14 protein-coding genes are annotated in these 16748 nt (G+C 48.9%); 5 read left to right on the top strand and 9 right to left on the bottom strand.

From position 1 onward, the window contains the following. Positions 1-480 precede the first annotated feature (480 nt). The 3 genes from H6G00_RS24510 to H6G00_RS24500 all read right to left on the bottom strand — a co-directional run bounded on the left by H6G00_RS24510 (position 481) and on the right by H6G00_RS24500 (position 3617). On the bottom strand, positions 481-909 hold the full coding sequence (locus H6G00_RS24510; RefSeq protein ID WP_190643998.1) for an anti-sigma regulatory factor: 429 nt from the start codon (positions 907-909) through the stop codon (positions 481-483). A 3-nt stretch (positions 910-912) separates the two neighbouring features. Next, positions 913-2628 (bottom strand): SpoIIE family protein phosphatase, encoded by a 1716-nt coding sequence (locus tag H6G00_RS24505; protein ID WP_190798752.1) that lies wholly within the window; start codon positions 2626-2628, stop codon positions 913-915. 275 nt (positions 2629-2903) lie between these two features. After that, positions 2904-3617 (bottom strand): response regulator transcription factor, encoded by a 714-nt coding sequence (locus tag H6G00_RS24500; protein ID WP_190643996.1) that lies wholly within the window; start codon positions 3615-3617, stop codon positions 2904-2906. A gap of 281 nt (positions 3618-3898) precedes the next feature. Here H6G00_RS24500 and H6G00_RS24495 point away from each other — a divergent pair, with 281 nt between their 5' ends. After that, the gene (locus H6G00_RS24495) at positions 3899-5326 is read left to right on the top strand and encodes a PAS domain-containing protein (protein WP_190798751.1); all 1428 of its coding nucleotides are present in this window, start codon (positions 3899-3901) and stop codon (positions 5324-5326) included. A gap of 49 nt (positions 5327-5375) precedes the next feature. Here H6G00_RS24495 and H6G00_RS24490 read toward each other — a convergent pair whose 3' ends face one another. The 3 genes from H6G00_RS24490 to H6G00_RS24480 form a co-directional block, all read right to left on the bottom strand. After that, complete coding sequence (locus H6G00_RS24490) at positions 5376-6077, bottom strand: Crp/Fnr family transcriptional regulator (protein WP_190643994.1); 702 nt, start codon at positions 6075-6077, stop codon at positions 5376-5378. 400 nt (positions 6078-6477) lie between these two features. After that, complete coding sequence (locus H6G00_RS36805; RefSeq protein ID WP_190643993.1) at positions 6478-7539, bottom strand: helix-turn-helix domain-containing protein; 1062 nt, start codon at positions 7537-7539, stop codon at positions 6478-6480. Between the two features lie 944 nt (positions 7540-8483). Beyond that, entirely contained in the window at positions 8484-9350 is an 867-nt protein-coding gene (locus H6G00_RS24480) for a pentapeptide repeat-containing protein (RefSeq protein WP_190798750.1), read from the bottom strand. 230 nt (positions 9351-9580) lie between these two features. Between H6G00_RS24480 and H6G00_RS24475 the strand changes: the two genes are divergently transcribed. Both H6G00_RS24475 and H6G00_RS24470 read left to right on the top strand, forming a co-directional pair. Beyond that, positions 9581-11458, top strand: coding sequence for a hypothetical protein (locus tag H6G00_RS24475; RefSeq protein WP_190798749.1), 1878 nt, complete (start codon positions 9581-9583; stop codon positions 11456-11458). A 128-nt stretch (positions 11459-11586) separates the two neighbouring features. Further along, the gene (locus H6G00_RS24470; RefSeq protein ID WP_190798748.1) at positions 11587-12240 is read left to right on the top strand and encodes a triacylglycerol lipase; all 654 of its coding nucleotides are present in this window, start codon (positions 11587-11589) and stop codon (positions 12238-12240) included. Here H6G00_RS24470 and H6G00_RS24465 read toward each other — a convergent pair. Both H6G00_RS24465 and H6G00_RS24460 read right to left on the bottom strand, forming a co-directional pair. Continuing rightward, a complete protein-coding gene (locus H6G00_RS24465; protein WP_190798747.1) occupies positions 12194-12625 on the bottom strand; it encodes a VOC family protein in 432 nt (143 codons plus the stop codon). The genes H6G00_RS24470 and H6G00_RS24465 overlap by 47 nt on opposite strands. Before the next feature lie 18 nt (positions 12626-12643). Further along, a complete protein-coding gene (locus H6G00_RS24460) occupies positions 12644-13531 on the bottom strand; it encodes a DUF1963 domain-containing protein (protein WP_190798746.1) in 888 nt (295 codons plus the stop codon). 93 nt (positions 13532-13624) lie between these two features. Here H6G00_RS24460 and H6G00_RS24455 point away from each other — a divergent pair, with 93 nt between their 5' ends. Together H6G00_RS24455 and H6G00_RS24450 are read left to right on the top strand one after the other, a co-directional pair. Further along, the gene (locus H6G00_RS24455) at positions 13625-14407 is read left to right on the top strand and encodes a TIGR00297 family protein (protein WP_190798788.1); all 783 of its coding nucleotides are present in this window, start codon (positions 13625-13627) and stop codon (positions 14405-14407) included. A gap of 57 nt (positions 14408-14464) precedes the next feature. Continuing rightward, on the top strand, positions 14465-16015 hold the full coding sequence (locus H6G00_RS24450; protein WP_190798745.1) for a thioredoxin-like domain-containing protein: 1551 nt from the start codon (positions 14465-14467) through the stop codon (positions 16013-16015). Between the two features lie 52 nt (positions 16016-16067). On the opposite strand, the gene H6G00_RS24445 is transcribed toward H6G00_RS24450, so the two are convergent. Beyond that, the gene (locus H6G00_RS24445) at positions 16068-16364 is read right to left on the bottom strand and encodes a hypothetical protein (RefSeq protein WP_199313847.1); all 297 of its coding nucleotides are present in this window, start codon (positions 16362-16364) and stop codon (positions 16068-16070) included. Positions 16365-16748 lie beyond the last annotated feature (384 nt).

Here is a 16748-nt window from a genome sequence, read left to right as displayed (position 1 = left end):
ACTCCCTGTATGAATCATTTTTTGAAGCGTGAATGGTGGCGCAGGGTGTCTATTGTTGAGGATTTTTTGTGAGGAGGATACGCACCTTATTCCATTGCAAAAGATGAGCAATTGGATAGATGGGGTAAAGGTGTTACAGGAGTGAAAATCAGTGAAGTTTATGTAGCAACGCTTAGTTCTTCACACACTACAGGTGAACTATGGTCGGCATCTTTGCACTTTTGATTTGGCTTACCTTTTTAACCCTTCTCCCCAATCTACCCAAAACGCCTCATATTTAGCCTCATACTCAGCTTTTTTGAACGACTGAAGCCATGTGGATTTTTTGCTGTGGGATGTATCGTTCCGCCTCAACCTTACAGTTTCAAATCACAGCTCGGTTAGTTAAAGAAGCAGGCATCGGGCAACAGATAGGGTGGATAGATGCAAAGCGGTTTAACGAAGTGCGTCTGGCTATTGTCCCTCAATCTTTCTGCGAGTTTAATGTTGTTCTTGATTGGACAAGGTTGCTTCTAGTCTGAGACAGTTTCGCCCATTAACTTGAAGCCGGTATTCTACCTTATCCATCAGACGGTTAAGAATTAGCCAGCCATACCCTCCGTCTTGCTGGTCTTCTGGAGTGGGCGGCAGATATGTAGATAGGTCAAACCCCTTCCCATGATCCCAAATTTCCAGGCAGATATCCCGATTTCGAAGCTCTAGGCGAATCAGCACAGGCAAGTTGGGCTGATCGCGGTGAGCGTGACGTACTACGTTGGAATAAGCTTCTACCAAAACCAGGCGAAGCCGATTAGACTGACGTGGCCAATCAACTTCATTGCCTAACTCAGATTCCAGGGAACCTAAAAGCCAGTTTTCAACGATTGTCAAAAACTTGAGATCGCTCGGTACATGCAGTTCAGTTCTCATTAACTACAGAACCTCCAGAGAAAGAATGGTTTGGTCATCTTCCTGAACTTTATGATGAGCGCGAATTTTGGTAAGTAGGTGGGTTAGGCTAAGCTCACCTTGTTGTTGGATGAGCAGTCTCCAAAGCCCTGATTGTTTCAGCATTGAGCGAGTTGATTGCTGGCTAGTTCCAATTGTTTCGTCTGAAACGGTCGCTTCTGTGATGCCATCACTGGCGAGTAACAAGATTTGCCCCGATTTTAAGGTAAGTTCTTCAGCAGCAGCTTGCCATACTGGCAGGATACCCAGAGGAACTCCACGCACTTCTAAATAAGTTGGCTCTACAGTCACGTCTGGCTTATTTGCTAGAGCCAGGACTTGCTGCGGTGACCAGATCAGAGGATAGATATGTCCTGCATTTGCGTATACCAATTGCTGGGTCGAGGGCGTGTATCGGGCCAAGACCATCGTGATGAAACAGTTACTTCCCACCAAATCTTCTGAAAGGCTGCTGTTGAGATGGCGCATGACAAGGTTGGGTGCGGGCGGGTTTTCTTGAGATAGCTCACGCCGCAGCACTGAGATCGCACTGGCCATAAATAAAGCCGCAGGCACACCTTTGCCAGAAACGTCTCCAACAGCTAGCCAGAGGTCGCCCTGGGGATGCTGATAAACTTCAAAAAAATCTCCCCCGACTTCGCGAGCAGGATAGCAGCACGCTTGAACTTTAACTCCTTCTACTTCGGGTAGGGTTTGACGTAGCAGGTTGCTTTGAATTTGTCGGGCTACGGCTAGCTCTGTTCGCATCTGCTCAGTCTGTTCTTGAATCTGCTGATAAAGCTTTGCCTGGGAGATGGCTAGGGATGCCTGTTGAGAAACGCCTTCAATCAGCTCGATTTCTTCGGCACTCCAGAGGCGATCGCTCCCCCTATAAAGCACAAGAATGGCTAGAAAATCTTGCTGGTAGCTGAGCGGAACAATGAGTTGGTTGTAGGGTGCTGTTTGGTGTTCGGCTGGGATGATCTGGATCTGGCGGGTGGCGATCGCTTCTTTTAATGCGACTGGGGCAATTGCTCCTGGTTGATTCGCGTCGTTCTGGCTTAATTCTGCGGCGGATGCTTCAGTTCTGTAGGAGAAAACTTCGTCTAGCAGACGGTGATGGATGGGATCACCCACACTTTCAACAGGGCGAAGAACACAGGCATCGGCAGTAAAAGTTCGACCAATCGTGTTGACGACGGTTTGCAGCATACTGCGGTAGTCCAAAGACTCTCGAATCGCAGTGGTGACAGCGTTAAATAGGGATTCTCGTCGTAGGGCACGCTGTAGCTCAGTTGTGCGCTGCTTGACGACCCGGTACGTATCAGCCGCCTGTTGCACCACCCGCTTCAGTTCGTCCGGATTCCAAGGCTTGGTGATGTATTTGAAAACCTTGCCTGTATTAATTGCGCCTACCAGGTCTTCGACATCCGTGTAGCCTGTTAATACAATCCGAATCGTATCGGGGAAACGCTCAACCGTGCGGCTCAGAAACTCAGTGCCGCTCATTTTTGGCATTCGCTGGTCGGAGATGATCACTGCCATCTCCCCTTCCTGGTCTAGAAGTCTCAGGGCGATCAGTGCGCTCTCCGCCTTGAACACGTCAAACTCACGCCTAAAGGTTCGATAGAGCAAGTCAAGGTTGTCAGATTCGTCATCTACAACCATTAATCTCAGCTTGCTCTCGCCTGCTTGAGTCATGCGGTTACTTCACTCCCCCAATCGTGTGACGCGATCGCAAGAAATTCTCAACCAAAAATGGCAAAACTTCTAATTGAAGTCTGCTGTGTAGATAGTTTGACTGAATTGGATGGCAAAGACATAGATTCAGAGACGACATCAGCAATTCTTCTAATGTTCTACCGGATATTAAACAGTAGATGCCTCTGCTATATGTTGATTACCACACAAATAGGTCAAGCGCTTTTTGTGTGCTTGACCAAAACTGCCCCGACTCAAACGATAAGAGATGAGCTTTAGCCAACTAGCCCAGAGCGAAGTGCCCGAACAGCAGCCTGAGTGCGGTCATCAGCGCAGAGCTTGTTGAGAATGTTGCGGACGTGCGTTTTGACGGTGCCTACAGTGATGTAAAGACGGTCAGCGATCGCCGCATTGCTACAGCCCGCCACAATTAGCTCTAGCACCTCTAGCTCACGCTCGGTCAGAGGATAGGTCTCTAGAATCTGGTTGTATTCTGGGGCAGCGGCATTGATCGCAACGGTCGGCTCTACCTCGACGGCAGCGGGCTGGGGTTGACGGGCTTGAGATAGCACAATTCGGGCGATCGCCGGATCAATCCAGCTATTGCCTTCATGGGTCACTTGCAGCGCTTCCATCAGCTTGTCAAGGCTGACATCCTTCATGCAGTAAGAATCTGCCCCTGCCGCAAAAGCCGCCAAAACAGTCTCTTCATTGTCATTTAGAGTCAGAATTAAAACTTTTGTCTTAGTCTCTTCTGAGCTCGCCTGAAAATCGCGGAAGCGGCGAGTCAGCTCAACCCCATCCATATCTGGCAAGCCAATGTCCACAATCGCGACATCGGGCTTGGAAGACTGTAGTAACTGTAATCCTTCTGTGGCGTTGGCTGCTTCGCCAACCACTTTTACACCTTGTTGCTGTTGTAAGGCAGTTCGCATTCCAACTCGCGTCAGGTCATGATCTTCAATCAGGGCAACGTAAATTTCACTCATGATCTCATTTGTGCAACTTTCTGCAACTTTGTGACGATGGCAAAGGAAGGGGAGCAGTTGAAGAATGTATCTAGACTAGCTAACGGCTAGCCAACTATATCGACTATACCGACAAGTGAGCCAGCTTCATGGGTTCAACGATACGAAGTGTAGCAATCGAGCCGTTTGTCTAGAAGTCCACTAATTTGTGCCTCCACGTCCAACCTAAACCGAGAGGTAACATACGACTACCGAACTGGATGTACGGTTTAGCGACCTGTTGCTTTTAAAACAAGAACGTTATGAATCCTGCTTTCAATCAGCAGATGTCTGAGTCTACCCCCTCTCCAGTAGAAGAACCGCCTTCAGTTGAGGTGGAGCAACTGAGATTGCGTTTGCAGGCTTATGAAACTAGGCAGCAGCAGTTGCTTCAAGCTATCCCCCACCTCATCTGGCTAGCAGATGCGAATAAATCGGTTGTTTGGGTGAATCAGCACTGGTGCAGCTACACTGGCTTGACAATGGCAGCATCGCTGAAGCAGGATTTCCTCCAAGCCCTTCATCCACAGGACCGCGATCGGTTTTTAAGCCTCTGGCAGCAGGCTGAGATTGCTGCAAACCAGTTCACCCTAATTTACCGTTTATTTCAGCCGAATGGTACATGTCAAAAATTTCTGGTTCAGCTTGTTCCTTTGAGCAGCACAGGTCAAATTGAAGCTTGGGGCGCAATTCATACCCACTTGCCTTTAGCAATGCAGCCAGATGGAATTCAACTGAGAGATGAAGGTGAAGGCGTTGAGGTAGTGCCAAGCTACGCGGCTTGGCAGGGTGTATCAACAATAGCAAGCGTTATTGGACAGTCTGCCAACCTGCTGACGCAGGGAGCGATCGCCTCTCAACAAGCTCAACCTCTAAATACTTTGAAGGAGCAGGAAAATCACTTAACGGCTCAAAATGAGCTACTGCTCCAGCAAACCTCTAAACTGGCGCAACAACAGCAGCAGATTCAGCAGCAGCAGCAGCAGCTTCAACAAAGTGCCCGCCTCAAGTCGCAGTTCTTAGCAACTATCTCGCACGAGCTGCGAACTCCGATGAATGCGATTATCGGATTCTCTCAACTGTTGCTGCGTCAGCGTCGTTATCTCAGCGATTCTTCTCAGGAAGACATGCTGCAGCGGATTTTAAGTAATGGCAGAAACCTGCTCTCACTGATCAACAACATTCTTGATCTCTCTAACCTAGAAGCGGGGTATTTAGCCTTAAATCCAGAAAATCTAGATTTAGGGCTTTTAATTAGAGCCACAGTTGAAGAGATGCGATCGCAAGCCGAGCAAAAAGGGTTGTCCTTACAGGTGCAATCCGACCTGCAAATGCTAATGGTCTCAAACGACCGCACTCGGCTCCATCAAATTCTGGTCATCCTAATCTCCAATGCGATCAAATTTACTGAGTCCGGTGGAATTCTAGTGTCGCTAGAGCCGATTTCTGGCGATCGCGCTCTGATCACAATCCAGGACACCGGGATCGGCATTAGCAAAGGCGACCTTTCCCACATCTTTGAAAGGTTTCGGCAGGCAGACCAAAGCCAATCCCGACGCTATTCTGGTGCGGGACTGGGTCTGGCGATCGCAGATTGGCTAATTCGGATTATGGGCGGCGACATCAGCGTTGAGAGCAGCCCTGGGCAGGGTTCAACCTTTCGAGTGGAATTACCTCGGCAAGTGAAGTAGAAGGATGAGGCAGTACCTTCTTGCCTTAGCCTCCAACTCCCAGTCCCTACTAAACCAACAGACGCTCCAAAGCATAAACATCAGGAATACAGAGAATATCCCGTTCGCGCAGGATCAGCCCTTTACGCTCTAGCTTACTCAGCACGCGAGTTACCGTCTCCCGTGCCAGTCCGCTAAGGCTGCTGAGTTCGCGGTGGGGTAAGTTTGGAATCTCAATTCCCTGCTCTCCCCGCTTTCCCTGACCATCCGCCAAAAATAGGAGAATGTCTGCTACCCGCGAAACGCTATCTGACTCTCGCAGTCTCAACCGTCGATTGACCTGACGCAGTCGTCGCGCCATTAGCTGAGCTAACCGAATACCCGCTTGGGGCTCTGAGTTGATTAGCTGCACAAAATCTTGGGCAGGCATGTTGCCGATCGCCGTTGGAGCTAATGTAATTACATCCGTTGAGCGTGGCACCTCATCTAGAGGAGCCATTTCACCAAAGACTTCGCCCTTACCCAGAATATTGAGTGTGACTTCCTTTCCATCCAAGTTGTAAGTCCGAATCTTTACCCACCCTTCCAGGATGAAGTAGACTGAGCTACCCCAGTCGTTTTCCAGCAAAATTACCTGATTCGGCGGGTGGCTCCGAATAACAACGTGAGCAGTCGCCTTATCTACAAGGGCTTCTGGCAAACCGTCGAAAAAAGGAGCAGATCGAATCAGTGAATCGTTGCGGGATTCACGGGGGCTGTACCGGTCTTCCATGAAGCCATCATACTCAAACTCTGAGGTCAATAAACGCTTGATTGGGGAGGCGAGGGGTGCTGGCAACAGCTTGTCTGGTTAAGCAAATGCCCTATTTAGAGCATCTTCCAGCGCTAAGCAACTTAATGAAGCGTTCAGCTAAGAACACAACCTAACCTGTGCTTACCAGGATGCTCCTTGTTTAGGCGTTAAAACGATCGCCCTAGCAGCATACCGCTTCAGCAATACCAGCGTCTAGGTAAGCGAAGTAGGAAGCCAAAATCTCCCAATGTCGCCTTGACAAGTTGTCCAGCAACCTCACAGCCATCATAACCCAGAGTCATCCTAAGACCGGAAGAAGCGCCAGGTGTTAGGGGGCTTCACCCCCCATCAGCGAATAGCTACTGTGTTGAGAATGAACCTAGAATGGCATCGTTTCTGGTGGAGCTAGATCTGTTCCGGCGATCGCCCCTGCCCCACTTGCTCTCATTCCTGGAATCACGTCCAGCCGCTGATTTCGACTAGTCGTTTGAGCGAGTTCCTGTGAGGAGTCCGGCTCAGGGTTAAATGCCCCATCCGGGAAAGGCTGCTGAGCCATCCATGCTAGTCCTCCTACGGCTCCTGCCATCAATGCTGCATATCCAAAATATAGGTGGACAGGACGCAAGCAGGAAGACGTTTCGTCTGAAATTTGCCAGGAGGGAAGCACCGTCTTAGCGGTGTCAGGAGCTGGCAAAGCCTCCGCCATGGTTGCCCCATCTAGCTCTAAAGCATCTCCCACACGTCGAATAAAACCGCGCACATAAACGTCTTCGGGCAATTGCTCAACCTGACCGTCTTCCAATGCCTTGAGTTGATGAATTGGAATCCAGGTAAGGCTATGAAGTTGGTTAAGAGAAAGAGATTTAGCTTGACGGGCATGGCGCAGTTCTTGACCAATTTGTCGCACTAAAATCTCGCGCGGTGGGCTAGAAGGCTGAGCGGTCGCATCAGGCTTACTGGGATCAACCTTCGCCAAGATGCCAGCACGCGATCGCTTTGATTTTGAACGCAGTTCTGCCTTTGGCGAAATTGCCAAACCACTCGACGAAGCTACCTCAGACTTTTCACGCAAGTTTGAGATGGCTTGAGGAATACTGTCTTGGATAGGCTCTTGGGCAGAGGAAATGCCCTCCTGCTGGCTCAACAGGCTAGCAGCATGTTGTACCTCCGACTGATTGGCAGTTGCAGGTACCTGATATTGTTTGACAAGCTGACGGAGAGCTAAACGAATTGCCTCTCTGCAAGCTGATTTGATCAGTGCTTGAGGTCCTTCGATCGCCTCTCCTACAGTTTTTTGTAAGCTCGACAAAGCCCGACGGTAGGTTTCACTGTGATAAAGCTCGGCTTCGACTTGGTTGAAGATGGTCCTTAACTTTTCTTGTGAAAGTGCAATTCTTGTGTTTTCAGCCCCTTCAAGGCAGTAGGTAGGTGTTAGTGCCACGATTCTCTTATCTCCGTTGCTCAATCAAACAGCGTGTAAAGTCAGGCAACATAGGCTGAGACGGAAGCACAACTCCAGACTCCCCCCTCAATCCTGCGAAATCTTCTTAATTAGCCAATCTCCAGGACTCCCAGGTTGTCGTATCACTTTTCCTACGGATTGGTAGCAATTCCGGAATCAAAAGCAGAAATCTGGAACTTTGACCCAGGTAACGGAGTTGCTGCAGAAAGGCTTGGCGCAGCACCCCCCTTAAAAGCAAAAAGGGGACGTATTGCGCCCCCTCCCTGTTTATTTATGTTCATGAATTATTTCTATTCATGAGCTAAGTAATGCTTTTGGTAGAAGCGGGTTCAAATCGAAACGCCCTATTCTAGATACGAACAAGAGATGTTAATGGATGAGTGGGCGTTTAAGTAACCTTTAGCTACGAAAATGCTCTTCCGGCCGGTAGGCGTTTTGCAAACAGCGTTCCAGGTGTCGAACGTTGTGAGAATACCAAAATCTTCGAGGACGGAGGATTAGTGGTTTCTGAGCGCTGAACAGCGGCTGGTTGAGATAGCTCCACAATGGGAAGTGATTCCTATTAGGTTTACGATTCATAGCTAATGGATGTGAGAAGAGAAGAGATAAGAGGGGATGAGTCTTTGGGTCTGCACTAGAACGTGCGACTTAATGACCTAGTATAATCGTGCCCAAATCCGCTGCAAAATTTCTCAAACTCAGAAGGTGCTATTCTGTCTGCTTTCGACGAAATTGTGCGTTGCTATTTGGAACGAGGGGCGATCGCAGGCAAATCTGTAGTCGCCCTTCTTAGTCTTACTGCGTGAGATTGAGCAGAACGTAATTTTTAGATGGAAATATGAGTACCTTCATCCAAAAATTACATTCAACAGCTGTTGATTCCTGATCGACAGGCGGCAAAGTTCAAGAAACCATGACTAAAATTAGTCTCTGACAGTGCCATCTGGCATAATAGTTCGGCTTAAATCAGCCCCTTCCAGGACAGTTTCTTCTAAATGAGCATCCTGTAAATTTGCGTCACTCAAGTTAGCTCCCTCCAAAGTTGCCTGTTGTAGGTCAGCCCCGCTTAAGTTGGCATTACTAAGATTAGCTCCACTCAGCTTGGCACGCGGAAGTTTTGCTCCCAATAGATTAGCCTGATTTAGGTTAGCGCTAGACAAGTTGGCGTCGCTTAAGTCAGCCCGATTTAACCGAGCGCTAGTTAAGTTAGCTTCACTGAGGTTGGTTCCACTGAGGTTGGCGTTGAGCAATCTGGCATTGTTTAAGTTGGCGCTGGTTAGATTTGCCTGTTTTAAATCAGCCCGACTCAACTCAGAGCGACTTAACTCGGACTGGCTCAGGTTAGCGCTGCTTAAGTTGGCGCTGCTTAGGTCAACTCCAAGCAAAATAGCGTTTTGCAAGTTTGCTTCACTCAAATCAGCACTGCTTAAATCTGCTCTGTTAAGCCGGACTTCGCTGAGGTCGGCATAACAGAGGGTCGCACCGCTCAAATAAGCGGCGAGTAAGTTAGCGCTGCTCAAGTTGGCATTGCTTAAATTGGCCTGATTCAAGTCAACTCCACTGAGGTCAGCACCGCTAAAGTCAGTACTGTGCAGGTCGGCCTTGCTGAGGTCAGCACCGCTGAAGTCTGAGTTTTGCAGATTGGCTCCACTGAGGTCAGCCCCAGCAAGTTTGCTTTTGCTCAAGTCGCAACTGCTAAAGTCAAGAGTCACTTGTGGATTTTCTTGTCGCCACTGATTCCAGCGACCGACATCTTGTTTGAGTAGAGTGAGTTGTTCCTCATTTGCCATAGCAAGCGTTTCCTAAAACCTGGCGCTGATTCTACAGAGGCATGATAGCCAACTTCAACGAGGGGGGTTGCCTTCCTTTTAAGACTATACGCAGACGGTGATATTTCTCCACGTAAATCACGATTGCTGTAACACGCGGTCAATCCTGTGCTAGAAATTGTTTCAGTTTGCGATCGCCCGCACCGGGTTGGAAGCTTAAGCCAGGATTGCAGTGCTTCAGGGAGAGAGTTGTGAATCCAAAAAATATCTTGCTGCTGTCTGGAGCTTCGGTAGCGCTGTTAGTTCCTCCAGCGATCGCCAACCAGCCCACCGAATCGATCCCCGATTCATCTCCTGCCATTGAAACGGATTTACAGACACCAGAATCGATTGTGGTGGAAGTGCAGGTTGCTCAGCCAGAGCAAATAGTGGAGACAGTGGAGGAAATTGCCCCAGTTGCTCCTGTGCCTTCCGTCAGCCCTCCAGAGCCATTTGCTCCAGATTTTTCTGCTCCTGTACCGGAAGCGATCGCCCCTGCTTCCGTCGAGCCCTTAGAAACGGATTCTGCGATCGCCCCTACTCCACCTGAACCTTTAGAAGCAGAGATTGAGTCTGTTCCAGTTGCTGATCGAGCCGATGAAATAGTTTCCTCTCCATCAGAGGAGCCACTAGAACTGGATGAAAAATCGGACAAATCGGTTGCTGCTGTAACTGAAGCAAGTCCTATTTCTCCCGCAGCTTTCTCTGAACCGATTGAGTTAATTGAGACAGTTGAAGAAACTGAGTCAACTGAAGAATTGGATGAGCCAACTGAAAATCCTGCATTTGAGGCGATCGCTCCCAATGCAGAATTCCCTAATGAACACTCTGAGAATTTGCCTGTTGAGTCGCCAAGTGAATCAAGTAATCAATCAGACCACGAATCAGATCGTGAGTTGTTCAATGAATCTTTGAATCAGTCTGAAAATGAATGGACCGAGAATTCTCCTCGTCTCTATGGAGCGTCTGAAGCAGAAGTAAACCTGATCGAGCGGCTGGCTCAAGACGACCTTGATCACTGGACATCCGACGAGTGGATTGACCTACTGTTGTCTGAAGATGACCTAACAGAAGAAGTTCCTGGGGATGGAGATGACTTATCTACTGATCCCGCAGTTCCAGAATCGAATCAGGAGACAGAACTTTCTCAAACACAACTTGAAGCGGCACAACCCGATTCACTAAGGGATGTCACCTTAGATTCTGATCCCCATTTGCCTGAGTCCGATGCACCGCAAACACTTAACCCAGCTAGTACTGCTTCAGCTAGTGCCAATACCAATAGTATCGATAATAATTTGGATACAAGCTTTGCTAATGAAGCTGAAACAGCACCGAGATATCGTTTGGTAGTAGACGATCGCGTCATCCTCAACGTCGAGCCCTACCGCTTCGATTGGAAGCCATCTTATAATCCTGACTCAATTCGTAAGCAAAAACTGAGAGGGCGATCGCCCGCCGTCAGTCCAACTTCTCAAACTGCCATCAGTGCAGGCATTGTCTTTAATTTACGAGTATCTAACCGGGCACAGTTGCAGTTCGCTTACGGTGCCCAACATGCAAATGAGTTGGAGCCAAAGTCAAAACCAAGTCCGTCTGTCCAACCAGCAACGGAAACGCCCATTTCTGCTCTGGGTGTAAAAGTAGGGCTAACTAGGGCAGACCAGCCAATCAAGACAAACAATTTGATTGAGAAAACCGAGAACGCCGGTTTAGTAGAAAGAATTAAGCCAGTAGAAGGAAGTAGTCCCGTCAGGGAGACTACCAGTTCCAGCACTTCTACTAATCAATCCACTAATTCTGTTAAAGAAATTCAGTTTGTTCCTCTCAAAACAGAAAAGACTAACGTTGCGAGTGAGTTGAGCAAACCCGCCTTCAGTTTCAACCGTTCTTTTGAATGGCGGATTGCCCCTACCGTTGTTTTGAATACTTGGGGTGGCTTGACCGTTAATCCTTTGCCGCCAGAATCTCCCATTCTTTCCTTAACCTATTTGTTTTACCTGGGCTTTCCTGATCCCCTTGATCAGGAAGGCGATCGCCTCGTTTTCATGGCTGGGCAACCTTCCCGTTCAACAGATGATAGAGAGTAGGGTAAGGGAGTACGTGATTACCTCCGCCTTATTTCATCCTTCCCTTATGCCATTGCAGCAGGTGTCCTCCCAAAGACATAGGAGCGATCGCCGCTGTCTAAGCTAGAGATACATCACTCCACTTTCCCATGAGCAACTCCCCCTCTCGTAATCCGGTTTTGCTAATTCACGGCATTGACGACACTGCTATCCTGTTCAACCGCATGACCTCCTATCTTCACCAAGGAGGTTGGACAGTTCACAGCCTGGACTTGATCCCCAATAATGGCAGCGTCGGGTTAGACAGACTAGCTCATCAGGTTGCAAATTACATTGAGCAAAACTTTGCGCCTGACCAGCCAGTTGACCTGATCGGATTTAGCATGGGTGGGATTGTTAGCCGCTATTACGTGCAGCGTTTGGGTGGAATTGACCGTGTGCAGCGATTTGTCACAATTTCGTCTCCTCACAATGGCACCTGGACAGCTTACTTTCGCCCCAACTTGGGCGGCAACCAGATGCAGCGAAATAGCGCCTTCTTGTATGACCTAAATCAAGACGTGGCAGCGCTGGCACAAATCAACTTCACCTCGATCTGGACACCGATGGATCTAATGATCTTGCCTGCCGTGAGTTCCAGACTGCCCGTTGGTCGTGAAGTGATCCTCTCTGTTCCCAGTCATCCTCAGATGGTGACAGATGCTAGATGCCTGAAAGCTGTTGCGGATGCTTTGTCAGAACCGCTGCAAGTGTTGCCTAGCCCGGATCTCCGACTTGAGCAAATGTTGCCTCTCCAAAAATAGCGCTGGGATGACAGTAAAACTTAAACTCCAGCAGGTTGTAGAACGGATCTTCTAAAAAGAAGGTGCAGTGTTCTAGGGGTGAATCAACAAATCTGTGCTTGGGCTGTTGATGAAACTTCAGCCCTTTGTGTTGCGCTCTTTCTAACAACGCTTCCCAGTCCGCTTCAGCAGTAAACACTAAGCCAAAATGTCTGGGGTAAATTCCCTTTTGCGGCATCAGCGGTTCCTGCGTTACCTGTGCCACAATTTGGTGTCCGTAGAGATTGAGGATGAGCGATCGCCCCCCTTCCCGCCCTGGCTCACAGCCCAATCCATCCACATAAAACTCCCTGGTCTGTTCCAAGTTGCTCACCGGAAAAGCCAGGTGAAATAAAGTCTGTTGCATAACACCCTCGTTTACGCCTCATGTGAATTGACAGAAAAAAGTAACCTGTTCTCGATGCCCCGGACATTGCACTAAATATCCAACGCCCAAACCATCATGAGGATAAGGAAAATTTGTGCCGTGACTCCACTCAAGCTGAAAAATAAGCTGATTCATGGCTTGATTACAGATCGGACAGGAAGGATAATCAACAGCCTGCGCCCAACCGACCCAACCACCTAACTTATCTCCGGCTTGAGGATGTAGCTCGCTTTGGAGTAAAAGCTCGATTTCCTGGTCATTCAAAGCAATACCAAAAGTTTCAAGCTCTTCAATGTTTGGATATTCCTGACTTTCCTGCCAACCAACGATTTGTTTTGCAGGAAAATTCTCCTCCATTGCAGGCACCGGAACATCTGCTGAACCTTCTTGTGGCTGAACAATTCTAATTAGTTGACTGCTAGAAAACGCTTCGCAAGCCCACATCCGACAAGGGCGAATTTCTGGAATTGAGGTTTCTGTCGCGTCGGAACCATCCAAATCAAAAGTGTCAACAACCGTTTCACTCATGTCGGTTGTGTAGGCAACGATTTGAAACTCGGAACGAACGCTACTGGAGAGTACTGAGATATATTCGCCTGTGTGAATCTCAAAATCGCTTTCACAACAAAAGAGTTGCAACAAACCTTCCCCAAACTGCTGATTCAAGGAAACAGGTAACGCTTGGAGATTGAGCTGAAGCACAAGCCGCATTGGGTTCTGGCAATTGGGACAGGTCGGCCAAATTTCGCCTGGAGTCAACCACACCTTCCCTGATGTTTTGGAGGCATCAACCGGACTTTCCCCAACCTGAACAATCGGTTTCCAGGTCAATCTCCTTAACCCTGCCAATTTTGCTTCCACATTATTTAAAGTAGGATCGCTCATCTCCCGATAACATGGCTACTGGATACTTCAACCTATGGTAGCTTTTCGTAAAAATTCGATAGAAAATTGCTCCAATCCCCTACCCCCAACGCCATGCCCTCCTACCTCAATCTCCTCACCCCCTGGCTAATTGGAATTGGACTAAATACAGTTTTGCTGGCGATCGCCTATTTTGCCCCCAAAAAGCTCCTGACCCCAGCGGGATACATTCACGCCTGGATTTTGGGAGTCATTCTCTGGGGAACGTTGGGCTGGCGAGGTTACGTAGTGATGATGTTCTACTTCCTGGTTGGCTCTGCCGTGACACGAATCGGCATGGCAAAAAAAGAAGCGGCGGGCATTGCCGAAAAGCGATCGGGGGCACGCGGACCAGAAAACGTTTGGGGATCTGCCCTGACGGGTACGGTTTGTGCCCTGGCTGCCTATGCACTCAGCTTTAGCGGATCGGCGGAGCTACAAACATTCATTCCCCTGCTGCTGTTGGGATATGTTGCCAGTCTCAGTACCAAACTTTCGGACACCTCTGCTAGTGAGGTTGGCAAAGCTTACGGTAAGCACACCTTTTTGATTACCACGCTCAAACCCGTGCCACCTGGAACTGAGGGAGCGGTTAGCCTGGAAGGAACGCTGGCAGGTGTAGTCGCTTCGGTGGCGATCGCTCTAATCGGTTGGGCAGTCAATCTGATCAATCCGCTGGGTGTGCTGCTGTGCGTGATTGCTGCCTTCATCGCCACCAACTTAGAAAGCGTTATCGGTGCAACCTTACAATCCAAGTTTGACTGGTTGACGAATGAAGTAGTCAACATTCTGAATACCCTGATTGGAGCGATCGCCGCCATCCTATTGGCTTTAAGCATTAGGGCGATCGCCTTGTAGAGACGCGATAAATTACATTTCCCCAGTGCCAATCCTTCTCACCCCAAAGGAATTTTTATGCAGCGCGATCGCGTTCGAGCACCAGAATTACCCCAAGACTATCCCTGGTTGAATAGCGATCGCCCCCTTGCGCTCAAAGCATTGCGGGGCAGAGTTGTTCTATTAGATTTCTGGACGTATTGCTGCATCAACTGCCTGCACGTTCTGCCAGATTTGAAATATCTGGAGCAAAAATACAAAGACTGCCTCACCGTCATTGGCGTTCACTCTGCCAAATTTGACCACGAAAAGGAAGTAGAGAACGTGCGTCAGGCAATTCTGCGCCATGACATTGAGCATCCAGTGCTGTTAGACCAAGACTTCAATGTTTGGCAACAGTACGCAGTTCGAGCCTGGCCAACGCTGATGGTAATCGACCCGACCGGATATGTGATTGGCTCCGTTTCAGGTGAGGGACATCGACAAGCGCTTGACGACCTGATTGAGCAGATGATCCAGGAGCATCGCCAAAAAGGAACCGTTAATTTTGAGAAATTGAGCTTAGTGCTGGAGAAGGAGCGATCGCCCCTCACCACCCCACTTGCCTTTCCCGGAAAAGTTTTAGCAGACGCAGCTAGCGATACCCTCTTCATCGCTGATTCTGGATATCACCGCCTTGTTGTCACCAGCCTTGATGGAGCCATCAAACACACCATTGGCACTGGAACAGTGGGACTGCAAGACGGCAGCTTTGCCGATGCTCAGTTTGCTTCACCCCAAGGCATGGCGTGGGATGCAGAAACTCAGCTTCTCTACGTTGCAGACACAGAGAATCACGCAATTCGCCAGGTTGACTTCCAGCACCAAACCGTTCTTACCCTGGCAGGAACTGGAGAACAAAGCCGCAACATCCGTCCTCACAGCGGCATTGGGCTAAAAACTGCCCTAAATTCTCCCTGGGATTTGGTCAAACTGGGTAATCATTTGTTTATTGCAATGGCAGGTTCACACCAGATTTGGCAAATGAATCTGGAAAGCGGTATCGTCAGTACCTACGCAGGCACAGGAGCCGAATCTTGCGTAGATGGGCTAGTCAACGATGCCGTTTTTGCACAACCCAGCGGCATTGCAACTGATGGGCAGGAACTTTATGTGGCAGATAGTGAATCCAGTTCAATTCGGGCGATCGGTTTAGCTGAAATGCCCAAAGTGCGAACTGTTTGCGGTAGTGGAGAACTGTTTGGCTTTGGTGATGTCGATGGGAAGGGCACAGAAGCCAGACTGCAACACTGCTTAGGGGTGGAGACTGGAACCAACGGACAGCTTTGGATCGCTGACACCTACAACCACAAAATTAAGCAGGTCGATTTACAAACCGGATTTTGTCGAACCGTTTTGGGGAATGGCGAGGCTGGGCTGAGGGATGGAGAGGCGATCTCGGAGAGATACCCGCAAGGGGTCGCCACCCAATTCTCAGAACCCTCAGGCTTAAGCCTCGCTGGAAACTTCTTATACATTGCCGACACCAACAACCACGCTATCCGCCGCGTTGCGCTCGATACTCTGACTGTGAGTACCCTCTCTTTCGCTGGACTCTGTGCCCCTAACGTTTGCTTTCCGGCAAGCTAGAAAAAACGGGAGAGGGCTTAAGCCCTCTCCCGTTTTTTAGTTGGAAGCGATGTTAGTTGGGACAGCTAGGAAGCGATCGCCCACCATACTCACAATCAAAATAATTCAGCGCATCCCGGCTTGATTCAAAACTGCCTGATTGAAAATGACTGCCATTAGGATAGCTGCGCCGACTCCAGATTTTTAGGTAGTACTGAGTACCGTCATCCGTTCTCCAAAGTTGATAGGCGTAGTTGCCACCTGTGCCATTGCTAACCCGAAAGTCAGCTAGTGCTGCTCTCGTAGTCAACAAAATTGTAGTCATTGCCAAAATCGAACCAAACGCAAGCATTAATTTTTTCTGACTCATTGGGAAAATACTTAGATACAGGCTGAATATCTGCATCTAGATTGCCCAAGCTCCTGCCTAGATTAGAGAAAGTTGCGTTAAAGCGGCTTGAAGAAATCGTCAAGATTGAAAAGGCATAGGATAAGTATCACTTCTTACATAGAGCGGATGGCGTGGCTGTCCTGATCGATTGACACTCAGACAGCAAACATGGCGATGCTCAGAGACTAACTGCAAAACAGCTTGATCTCGTTGGTTCAAGCTACCCCAGTTATACCAATTCTCTAAATTCCGGCGACAGATAAAGCTTCCAAGATAGAGGGACGAGCGGTAATCGATGCAATCACTTCAGGAGTGAGTGCTGCCAGACGTTCTCGCAACTGCTGACGCAACCCATCAAGCGTA

The organism is Leptolyngbya sp. FACHB-541 (assembly GCF_014695875.1).
Taxonomy (GTDB): domain Bacteria; phylum Cyanobacteriota; class Cyanobacteriia; order Elainellales; family Elainellaceae; genus JAAUTN01.
Note: the sequence above shows the minus strand (reverse complement) of the source record. Positions and strands in the feature narration are given on the sequence as shown.